We start from the raw sequence: 20,483 nt of genomic DNA, 5'->3' as shown, positions 1-20,483 counted from the left end.
GGTTGGGGCAAGGCGATCGATCTCCCGGACCGTGGCCCAAGCTTGTCTTTTTATGGCCGAAAAGACTTCCTTTTTTCAGCGTTTCTCGAACCTACCGGTCTTCCTTAGGGGGACAATCTTGTACATGACCCCGTCCAGGGCCCTTGACCTGCCCAGGTGGGCGTCCCGCATCACGTGCTGCAAGGTGGTCTCCCCGGTGAGATAGGGCAGGGTACGGTCCAACAGGAACCGCATGGCGCTTTCCCGGGCCCCCGTTTCTTTCAACTCCTCAAACCTGCCCCAAAGGATCACGCTGCGCCAATTGCCCATGTCTTCCATCTCGTCCACCAAAAGGCAAATGTTCGGGTTTTTTCGCATCAGCTCCACCTTAAGGCCCTCTTGGGTGTGTCCGTAAAGATGGGTGCCATCATAGGCATAGGAAATGGGAACCACATAGGTCTCCCCCTCTGCATGGCAACCCAAGCGGCCCACGATGTTGCTGCGCAACACCTGTTCCATCTGTGTCTCTGTTAATCTTCCCAGCATCTTCTTGTGTTTTTCCAGTTCTTAGGACCGTTGGCCCTGTTCCTCACGCATCAACAAGAGGTATTCGCCCTTGTCCAGGGCCCTGATGTGCTCCCGGGCCGTTTCACCGTCCAAACCCAGTCCCCTTAGAATCCCATAGGGGCCCTCTGTGAGCTCGGCCAGCTTTTTGCCGTTCACGGCTTGGAGAAACAGTTCCGAGAGCGGGCCTGCGAGCACAATGGTGCCCAGCTCCGGATGCTCAAAAGACCCGAAGGAGGTCTTTGCCCCCAACACCTTCTCCCAACGGGCACGGAGGGCGGCCCTGCGGGCCGGGGGGCCATCATACTTCAACAACACCGTGACACCCAGCGCGTGTCCCGTGGTTTTCTTCACATTTTCAAGGGCAAGGACCACCTTGGCCCAATGCCTTGCCCGTTGTGAAAAAAAATCTTTCCGCTTTGGCGCCATAACATCCAATTCCATAGTCATCATTGTAATACCATTTCCCAATTGAAAATAAGCCGATAAATGGTTTCTTTTTACGCCCTACTTCAAAATAAAAATAAGCCGTAGCTCGGCTATGCCTGATTTTTCTTTTTCGCAGGCCAAAAAAATAATTCCATTTCTATGGCTGCATTTCAAACGAGAACTGGTATAACACCCCATTACCATCATGGGGTTCCAGCCTTATGGGCAAGTGGCAACACCCCCCATAAACACGCAAGATATCAAGGAACCACAAGCCATAAAATGATGTATGTCATACTTTGCGGCGGCCATGGGCGCGCTTTGATCCGTTTGGCATCCCTACATGCCCCTGAGCGGGAAACGGGCCGGAACACGCAAAAAAAGGTCCGGAAACCCAGGCTACCTTACATTGGCCACGTGCTGCAAGCGGGCCTTATCGCCCAGCATGATGCTCCTGTTGGCATTGATGGAAATAAGGCCCTCATCCTTGAACTCGGACAGGGTGCGTATGGCCGTTTCCGTGGCCGTGCCGATCATCCCCGCAAAATCTTCCCGAGGCAGTTCTATGCCTTCTTGGCCCACGCCCCTGGCATGCAGGCGCAACAAGGTTTTTGCCGCGCGCTGGCGAACAGACTCGTAGGCCATGCTCACCAGTTGTTCCTGCATTTCCATCAGATCATTGGAGATCAACTCCATGAACCTATTGGCAATTTCCCTGTTGTCCTTGATCAATGGTAGAAAATTGGACTTGGGAATGGCGTATATGGTGGCCTCTTTGAGCGCGGTGGCACTTTCCAAGTAGGTTCCCTGCCCCCCCAGCAGGGAAAGCTGCCCCATAAAATCGCCCGCCTTGTGGATGCCGGTGACAAACTCTTTTCCGGACTCTGTGGACCGATAGGTCTTTACCCTGCCTTTTTCCACAAAGAAAAGGTCGTGCGCGGCATCGCCCTCCATAAAGACAAAATCCTTGGGGGCATATACCTTGGCCCGGTACTCGCGCTGTATGGAGTCCACATCCAGATAGTGGGCGGCCCCCTGTAGAAAGGCATCCACGCCGCCCAGGTTCTTGGCGTACTCGTTTCTGAGAAAATCGGTCTTTTTTAGCCTGGCCCTTACGGCCTCCAAAAGCTCATGCTCCTCAAAGGGTTTGGTAAGGTAGTCGTCTGCCCCGAGGTTCATTCCCTTGCGCACGTCCGCTTTTTCGGATTTGGCGGTGAGGAATATGAACGGAATACGGGCGGTCTCGGACTTTTTGGCCAATGCCCGCAGCACGCCGTAACCATCCAGTTTTGGCATCATAATGTCGCAGATGATCAGGTCCGGGCCAAAGGCAAGGGTCTTGGCCACGCCCATCTCCCCGTCCGGGGCCGTGGCGGTGTCATAGCCCTCCAGTTCCAGAATGTCGGCCGTGTTTTCCCGCACGTCCCTATTGTCCTCGATAATCAGAATTTTTTTCATTGCCATTGCTTTAGGTTTCTGTTCTTTGTTTGTTCCCTTGCGGGTGTGGCCCCTGGGACATGTTCTTCCTTGGTTGCCCCCCTCAGGACAACGGGGGCACGCCCGCCCCATCCTTTTCCGCGGCCAGGTCAAAATCTACCCAAAAGGTGGTGCCCACGTTCTCCTTGCTCTCAAAGCGTACCCTGCCGCCCATAAGTTCGGTGTACTGTTTTACAATATGGAGCCCCAGCCCCGTGCCTTGAATGTTCACCGCGTTCTTGGCCCTGAAAAAACGCTCGAACAAATGCCCTTGTTCCCCTTGGGGAATCCCAATGCCGGCATCGCTTACCTGGAGGGTAACGCCGCCTTCGCCCAGTGCTATGCCCACCTTGATCTCGGTGCCCTCCTCCGCGTACTTTATGGCGTTGGAGACCAGGTTCACCAGGATATGCTTGGTAAGCTTGGGGTCCAACTCCTTCACCGGCACCGCTTCAGGGTGACTGAAACGCAGCTTCTGGCCCTCTTTTTTACTGGCTTCAAGATCACGCAGCACCTGCCCGGCCAGGGCCACCAGGTCAAAGGACTGTGGCCTACAGATGGTCTCGCCCTCCTCCAACTTGCCCAGGGACAGAAAATCGTTCAAGATCACCACCAAATTGCGCACATTGGATTCTATTTGGCCCACATACTTTTCCCGCTTCTGCACCTTGTCCGGATGGTGCATTCTGCGGATGAGCGTGGCCGAGGACAAAATGGCGCTGAGCGGGGTCCGGAACTCATGGGACGCCATGGAAATGAAGCGCGACTTTAGCTCATTGAGCTGTTGTTCCTGCACCAGGGCGTTACGGATATTGGTCTCTGCCTGCTTCTGTTTGCTGATGTCATTATACACGAACAAGGTCCATTTCACGGTGTTGTTGCCGGCATAAAGCGGTGAGGTGTTTACCGTATAGGTCTTCTTTCTGAACTGGATTTCAAAAGAAAGCTGCTCTCCCTGTATGGTGCGTTCTACATCGGCCTTGATACGGGCAATGCGCTGGGGCGAAAACTGCTCAATGTCCTCTATGTGCCTGCCTTCAAACTGTTCCTTTTTATAGCCCATGCGCAAAAGCTCGCCGCCGTCTATGTACACAATTTCCATGGCTGTGTTGAAGACGATGATGATGCCCTTTGGAAAGTTTTTGGAAATGGCGGTGAACATGGTCTGGCTCTCCAAGGCCTTGTTCTTGGCCGCTTTGGTGGCGGCCACCTGGTCTTTTAGCTGTAGGTTGGTGCGCACCAGTTCCTTGACCGTATGCCGCAGTTCATTGGTGCGCTCCGCCACCTTCTGTTCCAGTTCCCGGGCGTAGCCCTCCAACAGCGCACGGTTCTTTTTGAGTTCCTTTCCAATGGCGTCCTGTTCCAAGGCCACTCCCGTGAGCTGTACAATGTTGCTTATGATGGATTGCTGCATCTTGTTGGGCAAACAGCCTTTGTCATGGTAAATGGCCAATATGCCCAGTACCCGCTTGTTGGAGGAAAAAATGGGATAGGACCAGCAAGACCGCAAGCCGTGGGCCAAGGCCAACGCAGCGGCCTCGCGCCAGTTGTCATCTTTTTCAAGGTCTTTGACCACCACGGGCTCCTTGGTATGTGCGGCACGGCCACAAGGGCCCATTCCCGGACCCACCACGGTACCGTCCAAAGACCGCACAAAGGCCTCCGGCAACTTACTGGCCACCAGGGTGCGCAAGGATGTTGTGCCGGTGTCCAACATTTGGATGGAGGCCATGCCACGGTCCATGTTGGTCTCTACCGTACGGATGATCTCCCTGCCTATGGATTTCAGGGGGCGGTGCTCGGCGATCATCTGCAGGACCGTCCGGACATGGTCCTTGAACTCCTCCTCGAGCACGCGCTGCGTTACATCGTTCTGCACGCCTATGAAATGCGTCAACTCCCCCAAATTGTTGTGCACCGGGGTAATGGTGAGCTCGTTCCAAAAGAGCGTGCCGTCCTTGCGGTAGTTGCGCAGCTGTACCTGGCAGGGCAGGCCCTGGGCCATGGCAGCCGCCATTTTGCCAATGGCCTCCTGATCCCGATCGCTGTTCTGCAAAAAGCGGCAATTTCTGCCCAAGACCTCATTTTCCGAATAGCCCGTCATCCTGTAAAAGGCCTCATTGGCGTAGATCACCGGCTGCCCTTCCCTTTGGGCATCGGAGATCAAAATGCCATTGCCGGCAGAGGCCAGGGCCAAATTCTTTATGAAGAGGTTCACTTCGGTCTGCTTTCGGTGGCTTATGTCCCTGCTCAGCATCAAAAACCCGCTTTGCGGAAGGGCCACAATGCGCGATTCAAAATACCCATTGGCATCCTTTACGGGCATTTGGTGCTCCAGAAACTTGGTTCGCTGCAGCTCCTTGCTGCCCTGGTAGGCGTCCATGATGCGCTGCACCACTTCGCCCGGCAGGTGTTCGGAAAGGTGCTTGCCGATCATGGCCTGGGCGGACACGGGCAGCAATGAGGCATCCGGGGCGCCCACATCCAAACAGTGTCCTTGGGCGTCCACCAAAAAATAGAGGTCCGGCAAGGCCTGTAAAATGGCCCTGTTCTTGGCCTCACTGTCCTTTAGGTGCTGCTCCGTCTTTTTCTTTTGGGTCACATCGCGCACAATGGTGAGCAGGGCGTGCCGGTTCAGGGGAACGGTACGGGCCTCAAAGATCAGCTGCCCGGGGCCTTGGCCATGGACATATTCAAACTGCTGCAAACGGCCCGTTTTCAGTACCGCCTTGAAAACAGTGCCGTACTTGGCATAAATGGGCGACGGAAACACCTCTTTCATGTCCTTGCCCAACATCTCTTCCTTGGGCATGAAGAGTTTTTCCGGCTCTGGGGCGTACAGGTCCATGAACCTGCCCTTATGGTCCTGAATGAACATCATGTCCGGGAGCGCATCCAACAACGCCCTGTTTTCGGCATTTTTGGAGCGTAGTTCGCCCTCGATCTTCCGTTCGGCGGACACGTCGGCGATAAAGCCCTCCAAGGCCACGATGCCACCATCATGGCCACGCACCGGACTGCCAGAGGTCCTTACCGCCTTTACCCCTCCGCTTTGATCCAGGATGCCGTGATTGAGCACAAAGGGACGTTCTTGGGCAATGGCCCGCTGGATCTCCTTCCAGACCCTGTCCCGATCCTGGGCCAGAATGAGCTCTCCGAAACTAACACGCCCCTCGGTGAAGGCCTCGGGGGCATGCCCGGTCAAAAGGGCGCAGCCCGGACTGATGAACTCCATGGGGTACTGGCGGTCATTTTTGCAACGGAACACCACCCCTTGAAGGTTGCCAATGAGGGTGCCGTACTTACGGTTGGTCTCTGCCAACACCTTATTGGATTCCCGAAGCTGGCGCAACTGTTCCTTGCGCTGTGTGGCATTGCGCACATAGGCAATGGTCACGGAACGCCCGCCAATGGCCGTGGGGCTAAGGCTCACATCCACGGGGAATTCCGTGCCGTCCTTCCTGAGCCCCCAGAGGTCCAGGTTGCCGCCCATGACCCTACTCCCCGGCCTGCGCGCATAGCGCTTCCGGTGGCCCTGGTGCCTTTCCCTGTAGCGCTGGGGCACAAGGATTTCCATTTTCTGTTGCAGCAGCTCCCCTTGTGCATAGCCGAACATGGCATGGCAAGAGGCATTGGCCTTGAGGATGGCCCCATGGTCACTTACCACCATAACGCCCTCCACGGAGGCATCAAAAATGGCCTGTAGCAAATGGTCTTCGGTGGTGTTCCCAATCATTTTTCCAAGTTAAGGCGGCCAAAGCCGTTCCTTTGGCACATAGGGGGCATGGCCCGCCCTCCGCGGGTTGCGGCAGGGCCAAACCAAAGCATCCAGAGGCGGCAACCCCGCTTTCCCAATGGGGAAAACGCATCTGCCATCCGTACGCCTTAAGATATGAAAATCCCCCCTAAGCTTTTGCCCTGGCGACGTTAAACCCAGGTTAAGCAATAGAAATTCTATTACGGCTATAAATCCCTGCAAAATCAATCGTTGCACTGACTTTTGCTCACTCACCGTAGCGATGGCTACGACTCAATCGCAAAAGTCTTGATTTTATTGGGCTTTGCACCCTCATTTCGAAAGTCTAGTGCATAATCTGGGTTAAAAAAACCGTCCGGGAAAAGCAACTTCCGTAAAAATGTGGTGGGGCGTCCATGTCCCGTACGGCCAAAAATAGGCCGAACTTTTACGGCGAAACATGACCTAGGTCATACCACGGGGCCAGTGAACACTTCGGTTCGTTTTGTGCCACCCATATTGGTAGTATAGTGCCAGGCATTTGGGAGGAAAACGTGCCCCTCGTTGCGATCTATGCCGGTGTCCTCCCAAAGGTTTCTTTTATCCGTTCCCAAGGCAAAAAGAGCTTTTACCAGTTGGGTCCACCTTCTGGGTACGGGCAAAACCGATCGTTGCTCCCACTTTGGCGCCATCACCGGGGTTAGGGCCTTTACTTGATGGCAAAAGTCTTGATTTTGTTAGGGGCTGCACCCGCATTACGCACCTCCAAAACAGCATCTGGGAAAAATGGACACATTCTACGCGAAAGATGTGCTCTTTTGCAATTTTGGGTTAGCGATTTGGCTAGTGCGAAAGGTAGTTCAGGAACTTAAAAGCGTAAATTTTGAACACCCTGTGTCATTGCAAATGGGTATGGTTTTATGCGTTGGCTTCATTCATAACAAATTGAATAATAATTGTTTGTCAACTTGTTGGTTAAGTTCTGTTGATTTAGAATTTGTCAAGTCTGATTTATATTTCACCTCTGAAACATTATTCAAAATATGAATTACTTCAATTTTATCAATGTCTTGATGTCTAAATAACCTTAATGATTGACTTGCAATATCATAGTCGAACTTGATACCTAGACGTTATATTGGTAAATCGGCTCGTTCCAAGCTTTGCCGCCCTGGGCTTTTGGCACGGTAGCTCCGATCAAGGTTTTTCATTCTCTCCATATTTTTTGTGACTCTTCTGGTGCTGTTAGAATACATTTGGTAACCGTCTGTGGTTTGCTACCTTTCATTTGCTCAATTTTAGGATTCGGAATGCTCCTTGTACGACCAAAACAAAAACGATTGTCCCGATCATCAAATCAGGTATGCTTGACTGTAACCAATTTACCAAAAGTCCGGCGACCATAACCCCTAAATTAATAATCACATCATTCGAAGTGAAAATCATACTCGCTTTCATATGGGCTTCTTCCTTGCTTTTTGACCTTTGCAGCATATAAAGGCAAATTCCGTTTGCCATGAGTGCAAAAATCGAAACGATGATCATGGTAGAAAAATCCGGAAGTTCTTCGTGTCCAAAAAATCTTCTTAGAACTTCTACAAATCCAATGATCGCAAGGGTTATTTGAAGATATCCGGCAAGTTTGGCAATCCGCTTTTTCTTAATCAGCGTTCCACCGACCGCAAACAAACTAATGCCGTAAACAAAACTGTCTGCCAGCATATCCAAACTGTCGGCAACCAGTCCCATTGATTTTGAGATAATTCCCGTTGTCATTTCAATTAGGAAAAAAGCAAAATTTATTGCGAGTACAGACCAAAGCAGTTTCTTCTGGTCTGCGTTTTCTTTAAATTCCGTTTGGTAGGTTTGCTCGGTCGAAATTTTCTTTCCGCCCAAGTTCAGTTCAAGAACGGACTTTTCAATTTGGTCCATTTGTCCGCTGTGAAAAACGGTCAGTTTTCGGTTCGGAATGTCAAAGTCCAAATGGGCAATACTTGAGATTCCGTCCAATTTCATTCGGATTAGATTTTCCTCCGACGGACAGTCCATTTTGGTAATTTCAAATATTGTTTTTCTCACCCGGTTTCCAGATGTTAGTTGCGTTAGGTTATTGAATTGGGATTTAGTTTGTCAAGTTCTGACTAACGGTTGATTTTATCTTAAAATTCTTACAAAAATCAACTCGTTAACTCAAGAAATTAATAGAGTTTCTTTATGTAGGGAATTGTGCCCAACGGTTCGCTATGAGTAGTGCGGGATTTCAAGGCACTTCACTTTCCGTTTAGCAGTTAATTTGTTTAATGTAATTAATTTTATATCAGCACTTTGACTGCATTACGTATAGCCAATGTTGTGCTTTCGTGCTTTTTTCTTTTCCGTCCGTGCGTTGGCGTGAAAGCTCTTTGCAACCGCAGGAACGAGGATTGCAATGTGCTTGAACTGGGCGTTGGCATTCCTTAGTCGGTTGTTAATTCTTTTGCAATCATTTCTGCTTGTTTCAAAACCGTTTCTGTTGCCAGTTTTTGCATGTCTGGTGGATAGCCGTATTGTCTCAAAGTCCGCTTGATAATTACTTTGAGTTTCGCTCTTACACTTTCCTTAATTGTCCAGTCGATGGATGCGTTTTGTTTTACTCGTTCGGTTAAAATCACAGCAAGTTCTCTCAGCTTTTCTTGTTGCATGAGTTGTTTGGCAGAATCGTTACTGGCTACTGCTGTGTAAAAAGCATATTCAAAGTCAGTCAGTCCAAGCTTTTTGGCTTCACTGTCCATGTTCACGATTTCCTTACTCAACTTGATGAGTTCGTCCATCACTTCGGCAGCCGTCAAAATTTTGTTGTGGTATTTCTTGATGGAATTCTCCAACATCTCTTTAAGCGACTTACTCTTAACCAAGTTCTTTTTGGAACGTGCCTTTATCTCGTCATTTAGTAGCTTTTTCAAAACTTCCAGAGCTACGTTCTTGTGTTCCATTCCTTTGAGTTCCATCAGAAAATCTTCGGATAAAATGGAAATGTCGGGTTTCTTGATTCCTGCCGCATCAAAAACATCAATTACTTGTTCAGAAACCAAGGCTTGGTCTATGACCTGACGAATAGTAGTCTCAATTTCTTCATCGGTTCTGCCTGAACCTGTGCCATCAAATTTTGCCAAACGTGCCTTTACGGCTTGGAAAAATGACACTTCATCTTTCACGTCCATGGCTTGCTCGTGCGGAACAGCAATCGCAAAGGCTTTGGATAGAGCAGTTACTTCATTAATGTATCGTTTCTTTCCATCTTCCAGTCCGAGAATGTGTTCTTCTGCTGCCAAAATCATAGATAGTTTTTGACCCGTTTCGGCTTGAAAATAATCTTCATACGGGAAGCCGCTGTACATCTGCGAAACGACTTCCAGTTTTTCCAGCATCAATTCAACTGCTTGGGCTTGGGCAATGGTTGGGTCACCTTTACCACCTGCATCTGAGTAAAACGAAAGTGCTTTTTTTAAATCAGAAGCAATACCCAAATAATCTACGACCAAACCACCTGGCTTGTCTTTGTACACTCGGTTTACCCTTGCGATGGCCTGCATCAGGTTGTGGCCTTTCATCGGTTTGTCGATATAAAGGGTGTGCATGCTTGGTGCATCAAAACCCGTGAGCCACATATCCCGAACAATCACCAGTTTCAGTCCATCGTCTGGGTCTTTCATGCGGTCGGCAAGTGTTCTTCTTTGCTGTTTGGTAGTATGATGTTTGGCGATTTTTGGTCCATCCGAAGAGGATGAAGTCATCACGACTTTTATCACACCTTTGTCCAAATCGTCTGAATGCCATTCAGGCTTTAGTTTGATGATTTCATTGTACAAGTCAGCGGCAATTCTTCTGGACATGGCCACAATCATTCCTTTGCCTTCAAAAACTTCTTGGCGTTGACCAAAATGCTGAATGATATCGTTGGCTACATTCTTGATGCGGTTTTCACTGCCGATTAAGGCTTCCAACTGTGTCCATTTGGCTTTGGCTTTTTGGGTTTCGGTGAGTTCTTCTCCGTCCAACTCATCGTCCAGTTCCTCAACCAGTTTTTTACCTTCTTCACTTAGGTTCACTTTTGCCAGACGGCTTTCGTAATAAATGCGAACCGTTGCACCGTCTTCAACCGCTTGGGCAATGTCATAAACATCAATGTAGTTTCCGAAAACGGCAGGTGTGTTTACATCGGTGCTTTCAATAGGTGTTCCTGTAAAACCAATATATGTGGCATTGGGCAAAGCATCACGCATGTACTTGGCAAAACCGTACACGGTTTTCTTACCAATCACATTACCTTGCTCGTCTTTGTCATCTACTGTTTTGGCTTTGAAACCGTATTGCGTTCGGTGGGCTTCATCAGCTATTACCACAATGTTTTCTCGTTCCGAAAGGGTTTCATATACATTGCCTTCTTCGGGCGAGAATTTTTGAATGGTGGTAAAAATCACACCACCAGAAGCCACTTTCAGTTTTTCCTTTAAATCGTTTCGGTTTTCTATCTGCTTCGGTTCTTGTCGTAATAGCTGTGTGGAAGAAGCGAAAGTGTCAAAGAGTTGGTCGTCCAAATCATTACGGTCGGTGATTACCACCACGGTGGGGTTGTCCAAAGCCAATACGATTTTACCTGTGAAGAACACCATGGAAAGGGATTTGCCACTTCCTTGGGTATGCCAAACCACACCACCTTTTCGGTCGCCTTTGGGTTGTGATTTTACACCAGCCACACCATAACTTTCAGGCGATTCCATTACCATACTAACTGGCGTTTCTTTTTCTACCGTGTAGCCTGTCGCTCTCATGGCAGAATCCACCGCTCGGTTTACGGCATAATACTGATGATAAGCAGCTAATTTTTTGACGGTTGAAATGGTAGTAACGCCCGTTTTGGCATCTTCCTTTTTCGACTTTTCAAACACGATGAAATGCCGAACCAAATCCAGCAAGGTTTCTTTGTTGAGCATGCCATTGATGAGCGTTTCCATTTGGCTGACCAAGTGCGAAGCTTCTTCTTTGCCGTCTGCCGACTTCCAAGCCATAAAACGGCTCATGCCCGATGAAAGCGTTCCTGCTCTGGCTTCCAAACCATCTGAAATAATCGTAAACGCATTGTAAGTAAACAGACTTGGAATGACCTCTTTGTAGGTTTCTATCTGGCGAAATGCCGATTTGATGGTGGCGTTTTCATCCGCTGCATTTTTGAGTTCGATGACCACCAAAGGAAAACCGTTGATAAAGAGAATGACATCAGGGCGTTTGTTTACCCCATCTTCTACCACCGTAAACTGGTTGGCTACAATAAAATCATTGTTTTCAGGTGTGTTAAAGTCGATTAACCACACCAAATCTCCTCTTTGTTGTCCGTCTTTTTGATAGCTGACTTTAATGCCTTCGGTCAATAAGCGATGAAAGCTTTCATTGTTCGTCAATAACTCTGGCGAATGAATACGCTGAATCTCTTTGATGGCTTCTTCTTGTGCATCAGGTGGCACGGTGGGATTGATTCTTCGCACTGCTTCTGCCATGCGATGCGTGAGCAGGACTTCTTCGTATGAACTACGCTCTGGATTCTCACCGTCATGGGCAATGCTTGGGGCGTAGATGTATTCATAGCCCAAATGCTCCAACAGTTTGATGGCAAAATCTTCTATGCTATGTTCAGTAATTCTTGTCATTCTTCTTTTGGTGTCGCTCCTATGGAGCTTATATTGCTATTCAATGGCTTTTCTACACAGATTTCGTCCCGCTGGGACTGCTTCTGTTTCAGATGTTTTTCTTCCCAAAGGTTTCGTCCCGCTGGGACAGTTCTGGAATTCCTCCTGAAATGGCTGTCTCCCTATGGTACTGTTTTTGAATCCACTGCTTTTGAATTGGCATATGTATTAGCTCCGTAGGAGCAAAACCTTTGTAGCTCTTGACACATAAGAAAAGTCCAAGCCCCATAGGGGCGACACCTTTAGTCATTGAATTCAAACACATATTGATCATCATAATCTATTTCAAATTTTTCTAAGAAGCTTATGTACTCCTCTCTAAACGTTTTCTTCCTGTGGTGTTCGGGTTGATTACGTATGTATTGAACCACCTGATTTAATTGTGAACGGCTGTAGGTAAATGCCCCATGACCTTCTTGCCAATTGAATTTCCCCATCACCCATTTGTTTTCATTTATCCATTTTGATGAATTGGCTTTAATGTCTTGTGCCATTTCTGATGTGGAAACGGAAGGGTGTAATCCTATCAAAATATGACAATGGTCTGGATTGCAATAGATAGCAAGTGGCTTTGATTTTTTATTGGTGACAATGCCACAGATGTATTTTTCTATGGACTCACGATGTTTTTCCGTTATCAGGTTTTGGCGACCTTTTACCGCAAATACAATTTGAACCAATATTTGGGTGTAGGTATTAGCCATGGTTTTCTTTTGGTGCCGCTCCTACGGAGCTAATGTGATTGGTGGGATTTTTTCCTACAAAGGTTGCGTCCCGCTGGGACTGCTTCTGCCATAGCTGAAAGATTAGCTCCGTAGGAGCAACATCTTTGTAACATCGGGCATATAAAAAATGCCTGAGCCCCAGAGGGGCAATATCTTTAAATGTTGAATAAAAATAAATCTTAGCCATGGGTTTCTTTTTGTGCCGCACCTACGGAGCTGGGGTTGGTGGTGGAATTATTTCCTACAAAGGTTGCGTCCCGCTGGGACTGCACCCGCACCTCCCCACTCATCAACTTCGGCAGCAGCGTAACCCGTAGAGCGGTAAGGGTGCGGATTTGGGTTTGGTTTGATTCTATCCTTTTCCATGCATCATCGACAAATCGATCAAACTTTTCCAATACATCAGAAGGTGCTATCGAAAATTCAAGAGCTTCAATATCACTAGGCTTTAGGGACGGATAAGCCGATGTAGAGCCTTCTGCTATTGAATGCAAGTATTCTGTCATTCCTTTATCAGTTAAATAATAATAAACGAAGTAAGGCGATAGCGAGTGACAAGTGATTACACAAAAACCAGTTGACACCACCAAATTTTCAATTGGATTTCTAACTATGCCGTAGTGTAATTGATTGGGTCTGACCGTCGAATAAAGAATATCATTATGTTTAACCAGCCGTTTTGCTCGGCTTGGTGCTTCCGATAGCAAAAAAGGTTGAAAATTGCCCCATCTACCTGTGGTCAAAGATCCCGTATCTAAATACTCAATCTCTAGGTTTGGATAGTCTTTTCTTACTGAATTCTTATTGGTAAAAATATAATCCCCCAAAACACCTTTATCCCACCCCTCATCAGCTTCCTCCACAAACCACTGCCGAAACAACGTCTCCGCCATTTGCTCAAGGGTTTGGTTTTGGCGGTGCAGCAGGTCTATTTTGTCGTCTAAGCTGGAAAGGACTTCTGCTATTGCGTTTTGTTCGGGTGTAGAAGGTAAGTTGAAAGTATACTGTCTAATCCCCTTTAATGGAACATTAGGTATCGTAGTTCCTGTAGCTATCATTTCAATGTACAACTGAAACTCTTCACTTAAAAAATGATAGTACATGAATGGTACAGAAACATCTTCGTTGATGTTTATGTAACATGCACTTTTTCCAAGCATGCATTTTTCATAATTATAGAATGCCAAGTTTCCAATTGTACCATTTATCGATAGAAGTATTGTCCTATCGGATAATGGTCTTTCATGCTTTATAGCTTCTTCCTTGGTCACCTTTTTTGTGTCAGGTTTAATCAGAATCTTGCCGTCCTTTAGATTATTTCCATTGATAAAGAAATAATCTCCGTTGGTATCGTATTTGGGCGTGCCGTGTAATCCATCACCAATACGGCTGGTAATATCTTCTAATACAACTTCCTTCCACTCACTCATCAATTTTCACTTTTGGGGTTATTCAATAGGTTTGGGCTATCGTGTTGCAGCAAAATTTTCATTTGGCTGATGGCGATTTGGTTCAGTTTTAGGAGGCGGTCGCTTTGGGGGATGTCGTCACCAATCAAAACGGCATTGAGGTTTTCTAAATTGGCCAGGCATACCAGTTGCGAGACATTGGCATAATCGCGGATATTTCCCTTCTTGTCGAGATTTTCGTCTCGCCATTGTTTAGCGGTTTTTCCAAATAAAGCTACATTCAGCACATCGGCCTCATTGGCATATACAAAGGAGATTTGCTGAGCGGTAAGACCTTGGGGAATGAGGTTTTCTTTAATGGCATCGGTATGGATGCGGTAGTTGATTTTGGTCAATTGGCGTTTTACGTTCCATTCCAGGTCTTTGGACTCCGCCTCTTTTAGACGTTGAAATTCTTTGACCAGATAAATCTTAAACTCGGCACTGATCCACATGCCAAATTCAAAGGCAATATCCTGATGGGCATAGGTGCCGCCGTATCTTCCTGCCTTGGCCCTGATGCCTATCGCCTGTGTCTTTGCTACCCATTCCTTCACACTGATTTTGTAGCTGTTCAATCCTGCTTGTTGGGTAATTGTGGCGAATTCGCCATAATTAAAATCCGGATTGTGAATTCGCTCCCAAATACCCAGATACTCCAGGGTGTTGCGGTTTCTGAGCCAATCGGAGATAAAAAAATCGCCGTCCTTAGCTTTGAGCATATCGGTTAGGGAAATAAAATCATCCGGGTCTATGGTAATCACCTTTCCCAGCACCTCTATTTGCTGATTCTTTTTAGCCATCTACCTTAATTTTGGTAAGGTTCTTTGCAATGCGCTCGTTGAGCTCCGCCTCTTCTTTGAGCTGCGCCTCAAACTCGGCTTTCAGCCTGGTAAAGCGTTCGGCAAAGTCAAAGTCATCTTCTTCTTCCGCCAAGCCTACGTAGCGGCCTGGGGTAAGCACATAGTCCAGTTCGGCTACTCGTTCTTTGGTAACGGAAGCGCAGAAGCCTTTTATGTCTTCGTAATCGCCATCGGTATTTCGCCAGTTGTGGTAAGTACTCGTAATCTGCTCAATATCTTCCTCAGAAAGCACTTTGGTTCTTCGGTTTATCAAATGCCCCAGGTTGCGGGCATCTATAAAGAGGATTTCGCCTGTGCGGTTTCGGAATTTGCCATTGCTACGGTTACGGCTCATAAACCACAGCGAAGCAGGAATTTGGGTATTCAAAAACAACTTGGCAGGCAGGTTTACAATGCAGTCAATCAAGTCGGCTTCCACCAATTCTTTTCTGATGTCGCCTTCACCGCCACTTTTAGAAGTCAGTGCTCCTTTAGCTAATACAAAACCTGCTTGTCCACTGGGTGCCAGGTGGTACATGAAATGTTGAATCCACGCGTAATTGGCATTTCCTTTAGGCGGTGTACCGTATTTCCAGCGGCCATCGGTCCGCAGCAAATCACCGCTCCAATCACTCACGTTAAACGGTGGGTTGGCAATGATGTAATCGGCTTTCAGGTCTTTGTGGGCATCATTCAAAAACGAGCCTTCGTTGTTCCATTTCACCTGCGAGCTGTCAATGCCTCTAATGGCCAAATTCATTTTTGCCAGTCGCCAGGTTGTTTGGTTGCTTTCCTGCCCGTAAATGGAAATGTCATTGATTTTCCCTTGGTGTTCGGTTACAAATTCCTCAGACTGCACGAACATTCCACCCGAGCCACAGCAAGGGTCAAATACTCGACCTTTGTAGGGTTCGAGCATTTCAACCAAGAGTTCAACAACGCTTCTTGGCGTGTAGAACTGTCCGCCCTTTTTACCTTCTGCTAAGGCAAATTCACCCAAGAAATATTCAAACACATGACCGAGAACATCTGCACTTCGGGCTTTGGCATCCCCAAAGGCAATGTTTCCAATCATGTCTATGAGTTCACCTAAACTAGTTGGGTCAAGATTTTGTCGGGCATATACTTTGGGCAAAACGCCTTTCAACGAAACGTTTTCCTTTTCGATGAAGTCCATGGCTTCATCCACAGACTTCCCAATGGTCGGTTGCTTAGCTTGTGAGAGCAGGTAAGACCAACGGGCTTTCTCTGGCACGAAGAATACATTCTCGGCTTTGTATTCGTCTTTGTCTTCTGGGTCGGCTCCTGCATATTCGTCTGCGCCAGCTTTTAGTTTGTTGTAAAGCTCTTCAAAGGCATCCGAGATGTATTTCAGGAATATAAGTCCAAGCACTACGTGTTTGTATTCCGCAGCATCAATGTTTTTTCTCAGTTTATCAGCCGATTTCCAGAGTTGTTTTTCCAACGGTTCTTCCGTTCCGTTTACGTTCTTTTTTGCCATTTATTTTAAGTTCTTTTTATCTGTTTCAAATTTCATCTTTTCCGTCAGCGTTGGCAAAAAAGCAATGTGTGCGATAGCACTCATTGCTTTGTGCGTTGGCTTTTTTGTCTTGTCCTGAAATAGGTTGCCCTTTTTTTGTGTCAAAGGATTCATCTTTAAATATCGGATTTCTGGTCGGAATATGGGCCATTTCATCAAAATATATCCCCTGCGGGTTTTGAAAAAAGTGGCCTACCTTCCCAGGCCGTTTTCTTTTTATGGCAACAATACTTTATGGGGTGGTACATCTTGTGGATATGGTCGGGGGTTTCCAGTTCTGGGTTCCAGTGTGTTCTTTGGCGGAGATCCACCAATAAAAACGGCACAATGCCGTGCGGGACACCTATGACCGTAAGTGGACGTTTGGGTAAAAAGTGCCCGGCGGAGACGGAGATTCAAGGCTCCGGATCTTGAAAAGCATCCCCGCGGGGTCAAAAAATGCTGAAAAAAAAGTATCGGCCCAGGTGCCACTGTAAACCTCTCTCCCCCACTGCAGACCAATCCCCATAGCAGACAAAGAGACCAAGGGCCCGGTGTGGTTCCATACCGAAGTTTCGGTATATGCATGCTGGGTGGTACCGACCGTATGAGCGGTTGGTTCTTGGGCCACGTTATTTTAAACGATAGATTGTTTTATTTTTTTCTCCTATTTTTTCAAACAAATCCAATTCAGCTCCTTTCCTTAAATCCCTACTTGCGGTCGCTGAAGAAATGTCTTTGAATATATTCATATAATCTTTTCTTGTAAATTCAGTTTTATTCAGTGAAACATAATATTCCAATCTATCTTTTTCATTTAAGGTTCGATTATTAAAATCCAATAATTGACTTATTGAAATGTCAATTACATTGAGCATATACTCAATAAACTTAGTTGATTTTCCAGATTTATCACTTTCAGCCAAGGCTTTATAATATTTTTCTTGGTCGTTGCCAATTAAGGTTTCAAAGGGTAGAAACTCAAAGATTGGATATCTTTCCATTAAAATTAAAGTTTGCCATAATCTTCCCATTCTACCATTTCCATCCAAAAAAGGATGTATAAATTCCATTTCGTAATGGAACACACAACTTTTAATCAATTCAATTTCATCAGATTTTTTTAAGTATTCAAAAAGGTCTTTCATTAAGTATGGAACATTTTCATAAGGTGGTGCCAAATGCGCTACTTTAGCGCCTTTTACAATTCCCACACTTTGATTTCTATAAGTTCCAGAATTTTCAATTAGACCTTCCATTAAGTTTTGATGTGCTTTTAAAAAGGATTTTTCATTGGAAGGCTCGTATTCTTCTAAATTTTCATAGATTTTGATTGCATTTAAAACTTCAATCACATCTTTTTTAGGCCCAATAACTCTTTTGTTATCAAGAAGTGCCGTAACCTGTTCTTCTGTAAGTGTGTTTCCTTCTATTTTTAACGAAGAATGAATTGTTTTGATTCTATTCTGTTTTCTCAATTTCGGTGAAGGCTTGTTCAATAAATTAGCATTTACCTCTCCTATTTTTTCTGAAATGGAGGTTATTGATTTTAAAATAGAAGATGATATTTCGTAGGGTGGTTTCATTTTTGATACTATCATTTGATACTATCAAAGATACAATCATTTAACCTAAATTATGTTATGAAACGAATCTGTCCTGTCTTGAAATAGGTTGCCTTTTTTTCGTGTTAAAGAATTCATTGGCACCGCCAAAGGCTTTGATGCTCCGAGGCTTGCCCCGAAATTAAAATTCAGTTTCCAATGAACGCCTCGTGGGCTTGGCCCGAGGTAGTTTACTTTTAAATATCGGATTTCTGGTCGGAACATGGACCATTTTGTTAAAAAAACCTTCCCTGCGGGTTTTTAAAAAAGTGGCCAACCTTCCCGGGCCGTTTTCTGTTTACAGCAGCAATACTTTATGGAGTCATACTTCTTGTGGATATGGTCGGGGTTTCCAGTGCTGGGTTCCAGTGTGTTCTTTGGCGGAGATCCACAAACAAAAACGGTACAATGGCCGTGGGCGACACCTATGGCCCCAAATGGACGTTTTGCCGAAAAATGCCCGATGGAGCTAGGGATTCAAGGCTCCGGATCGTGGAAGGCATCCCCACGGGGTCAAGAAATACCGAAGTTTCGGTACCTGCATGCTGGGTGGTATCAAGCGTATGAATGGTTGGTTATTACCGGTAGTACTTTTTGCTATGAGGTTAAATCTTTGCTCTTCTTTTCAGTTCGCTTTTTTGTTCCTCTTTTGGCGATACTCTTTTTTTTTTTCGCGAAATAGTGTTTTAAAGCTAGCTCTTCTTTTTCCGTTAATGAGCCTTGTCCGCCAATAAAATCAGTTTCTATTATTTTATTTTTCATAAGTCCAAGTTTTTAAAATATCTGTTGATCAGTTTAATTGCTGATTTGGTTTCGATTATCATTACTCGACCACCAAAATGAAATGCGCCAAGCGTTTTTTCATAATGGTTGATTAAGTCCGTTTTCGATAAAAAGGATACATTTCCTTCGTGTCCACGTTGAAAAGAAAGTCGGCAAGCAAAAGCTACCAAATTTCCTGGAACTCCAGCATACATTTTCGCTTTACCACGATTAAATGGTGCGTTCTCAACCAAATGCATATAAAGGTGGTCTTGTTTAACTTCAACACACATCAATCCTTGTACCACATTTTGATTTCCAACAATTGTTAGGTTATAAACTTCTCTTTCAGGTTGTTTGTGTTCAAATTTCCAATTGAAAAGCCAACCGTTCTTTTTGGTTATAGCTTTTAGATCACTTGTTGAGACTAAAGAAACCACAGTTTGAAAACTATCGCCTGTAACAACATTTTCAATCGAATTTGTCAGTTTGTCAACTAAAAAATCAAGTTCGTTATTTTCATCTTTTTTCACTTTCCTAATTTACTAAAAATTGTCTTTCAAAATTATCGTTTGACTTTGTTACTTAATTTTGTCTTGTCCTGAAACAGGCAGCCCTTGTTTATTGTTAAAGAATTCATTGGCACCGCCAAAGGGCTTGATGCTCAGAGGCTTGCCTCGAAATTAAAATTCAGTTTCCAATGAACGCCTCGTGGGCTTGGCCCGAGGTAGTTTACTTTTAGATATCGGATTTCTGGTCGGAACATGGACCATTTTGTTAAAAAAACCTTCCCTGCGGGTTTTTAAAAAAGTGGCCAACCTTCCCAGGCCGTTTTCTGTTTACAGCAGCAATACTTTATGGAGTCATACTTCTTGTGGATATGGTCGGGGTTTCCAGTGCTGGGTTCCAGTGTGTTCTTTGGCGGAGATCCACAAACAAAAACGGTACAACGGCCGTGGGCGACACCTATGGCCCCAAATGGACGTTTTGCCGAAAAATGCCCGATGGAGCTAGGGATTCAAGGCTCCGGATCGTGGAAGGCATCCCCACGGGGTCAAGAAATACCGAAAACCACAAAAGCATCGGCCCAGGTGCCGCTGCAAACCTCCCTCCCCGTACATACCGATCCCCATAGCAGAAAAAGAGACCAAGGGCCCGGTGTGGTTCCATACCGAAGTTTCGTTACCTGCATGCTGGGCAGTACCGACCGCACAAACGCTTAGTTATTGCCCACAGTACTTTTTTCATCCAATTGATATATTGAGATTTTTCCCAAGTCCGAGTTCAATCAGTTTGTAATAAGTCGAAACTTGGATATCGCTCAATCCACGTTCAATTCGAGAAATGTAACTTTTTTTCGTGCCAGTTCGTTTTGCAAGTTCTTCTTGGGTCAAATTTGCCTCTTTGCGAGCCTCTTTTAGCATTACGCCCAATCGGAAGGCAAGTGAGTCTGCATCATACTTGTCACGTTTTTCAGTTCCTTTCTTTCCGTATTTTCTGATGAGGATGTCCTCAAAATCTGTTACGTTTTCCATATCAGCTTTTTTTATTTCGCTGGATTCAAGTCATAAACGCAACAATGCCCTGATTTTCTATTGCTGCGGCAAAAACCTCGTTGGGCGTTCTGTACCCGAACCTTTTTCTGGGCCTGTTGTTTAAAATGTTCTCCGCCTTTT

General features: G+C 46.2%; 16 protein-coding genes and 1 pseudogene. All 17 read right to left on the bottom strand.

Annotated features, from left to right (window positions below; translation table 11 throughout):
• Window positions 1-75: 75 nt before the first annotated feature.
• Window positions 76-525, bottom strand: coding sequence for a pyridoxamine 5'-phosphate oxidase family protein (locus tag ACKWCC_RS15640; RefSeq protein ID WP_413996898.1), 450 nt, complete (start codon window positions 523-525; stop codon window positions 76-78).
• A 21-nt stretch (window positions 526-546) separates the two neighbouring features.
• Complete coding sequence (locus ACKWCC_RS15635) at window positions 547-987, bottom strand: hypothetical protein (RefSeq protein ID WP_413996897.1); 441 nt, start codon at window positions 985-987, stop codon at window positions 547-549.
• Between the two features lie 384 nt (window positions 988-1,371).
• A complete protein-coding gene (locus tag ACKWCC_RS15630; protein WP_413996896.1) occupies window positions 1,372-2,430 on the bottom strand; it encodes a response regulator in 1,059 nt (352 codons plus the stop codon).
• A gap of 82 nt (window positions 2,431-2,512) precedes the next feature.
• Window positions 2,513-6,184 carry a PAS domain S-box protein gene (locus tag ACKWCC_RS15625; RefSeq protein ID WP_413996895.1) on the bottom strand — a complete coding sequence of 1,224 codons (3,672 nt, stop codon included), beginning with the start codon at window positions 6,182-6,184 and terminating at the stop codon, window positions 2,513-2,515.
• A gap of 1,284 nt (window positions 6,185-7,468) precedes the next feature.
• The gene (locus ACKWCC_RS15620; RefSeq protein WP_413996894.1) at window positions 7,469-8,263 is read right to left on the bottom strand and encodes a cation transporter; all 795 of its coding nucleotides are present in this window, start codon (window positions 8,261-8,263) and stop codon (window positions 7,469-7,471) included.
• 377 nt (window positions 8,264-8,640) lie between these two features.
• Window positions 8,641-11,868, bottom strand: coding sequence for a type I restriction endonuclease subunit R (locus ACKWCC_RS15615; RefSeq protein ID WP_413996893.1), 3,228 nt, complete (start codon window positions 11,866-11,868; stop codon window positions 8,641-8,643).
• A 281-nt stretch (window positions 11,869-12,149) separates the two neighbouring features.
• A complete protein-coding gene (tnpA, locus tag ACKWCC_RS15610; RefSeq protein WP_413996892.1) occupies window positions 12,150-12,611 on the bottom strand; it encodes an IS200/IS605 family transposase in 462 nt (153 codons plus the stop codon).
• Window positions 12,604-12,819 carry a hypothetical protein gene (locus tag ACKWCC_RS15605; protein ID WP_413996891.1) on the bottom strand — a complete coding sequence of 72 codons (216 nt, stop codon included), beginning with the start codon at window positions 12,817-12,819 and terminating at the stop codon, window positions 12,604-12,606. The genes tnpA and ACKWCC_RS15605 overlap by 8 nt, the downstream gene beginning before the upstream one ends.
• Window positions 12,812-14,062 (bottom strand): restriction endonuclease subunit S, encoded by a 1,251-nt coding sequence (locus tag ACKWCC_RS15600; protein ID WP_413996890.1) that lies wholly within the window; start codon window positions 14,060-14,062, stop codon window positions 12,812-12,814. The genes ACKWCC_RS15605 and ACKWCC_RS15600 overlap by 8 nt, the downstream gene beginning before the upstream one ends.
• Window positions 14,062-14,883 carry a KilA-N domain-containing protein gene (locus ACKWCC_RS15595; protein ID WP_413996889.1) on the bottom strand — a complete coding sequence of 274 codons (822 nt, stop codon included), beginning with the start codon at window positions 14,881-14,883 and terminating at the stop codon, window positions 14,062-14,064. The genes ACKWCC_RS15600 and ACKWCC_RS15595 overlap by 1 nt, the downstream gene beginning before the upstream one ends.
• Entirely contained in the window at window positions 14,876-16,423 is a 1,548-nt protein-coding gene (locus tag ACKWCC_RS15590; RefSeq protein ID WP_413996888.1) for a class I SAM-dependent DNA methyltransferase, read from the bottom strand. The genes ACKWCC_RS15595 and ACKWCC_RS15590 overlap by 8 nt, the downstream gene beginning before the upstream one ends.
• Window positions 16,424-16,567: a hypothetical protein gene (locus ACKWCC_RS15585; protein WP_413996887.1), complete on the bottom strand. Its 144-nt coding sequence runs from the start codon at window positions 16,565-16,567 to the stop codon at window positions 16,424-16,426. It abuts the gene before it with no gap.
• A gap of 506 nt (window positions 16,568-17,073) precedes the next feature.
• Window positions 17,074-18,027: a Fic family protein gene (locus ACKWCC_RS15580; protein ID WP_413996886.1), complete on the bottom strand. Its 954-nt coding sequence runs from the start codon at window positions 18,025-18,027 to the stop codon at window positions 17,074-17,076.
• Window positions 18,028-18,642: 615 nt separating this feature from the next.
• A complete protein-coding gene (locus ACKWCC_RS15575; RefSeq protein WP_413996885.1) occupies window positions 18,643-18,807 on the bottom strand; it encodes a hypothetical protein in 165 nt (54 codons plus the stop codon).
• Window positions 18,804-19,340: a hypothetical protein gene (locus ACKWCC_RS15570; RefSeq protein ID WP_413996884.1), complete on the bottom strand. Its 537-nt coding sequence runs from the start codon at window positions 19,338-19,340 to the stop codon at window positions 18,804-18,806. The genes ACKWCC_RS15575 and ACKWCC_RS15570 overlap by 4 nt, the downstream gene beginning before the upstream one ends.
• A 711-nt stretch (window positions 19,341-20,051) precedes the next feature.
• On the bottom strand, window positions 20,052-20,342 hold the full coding sequence (locus ACKWCC_RS15565) for a helix-turn-helix domain-containing protein (protein ID WP_413996883.1): 291 nt from the start codon (window positions 20,340-20,342) through the stop codon (window positions 20,052-20,054).
• A gap of 25 nt (window positions 20,343-20,367) precedes the next feature.
• Window positions 20,368-20,483, bottom strand: a pseudogene (locus tag ACKWCC_RS19370) (IS30 family transposase); the annotation flags it as partial.

Origin of the sequence: Maribacter aquimarinus (assembly GCF_047345505.1) — a bacterium.
Lineage (GTDB): Bacteria > Bacteroidota > Bacteroidia > Flavobacteriales > Flavobacteriaceae > Maribacter.
This window is presented reverse-complemented; position numbering and strand designations above follow the sequence as displayed.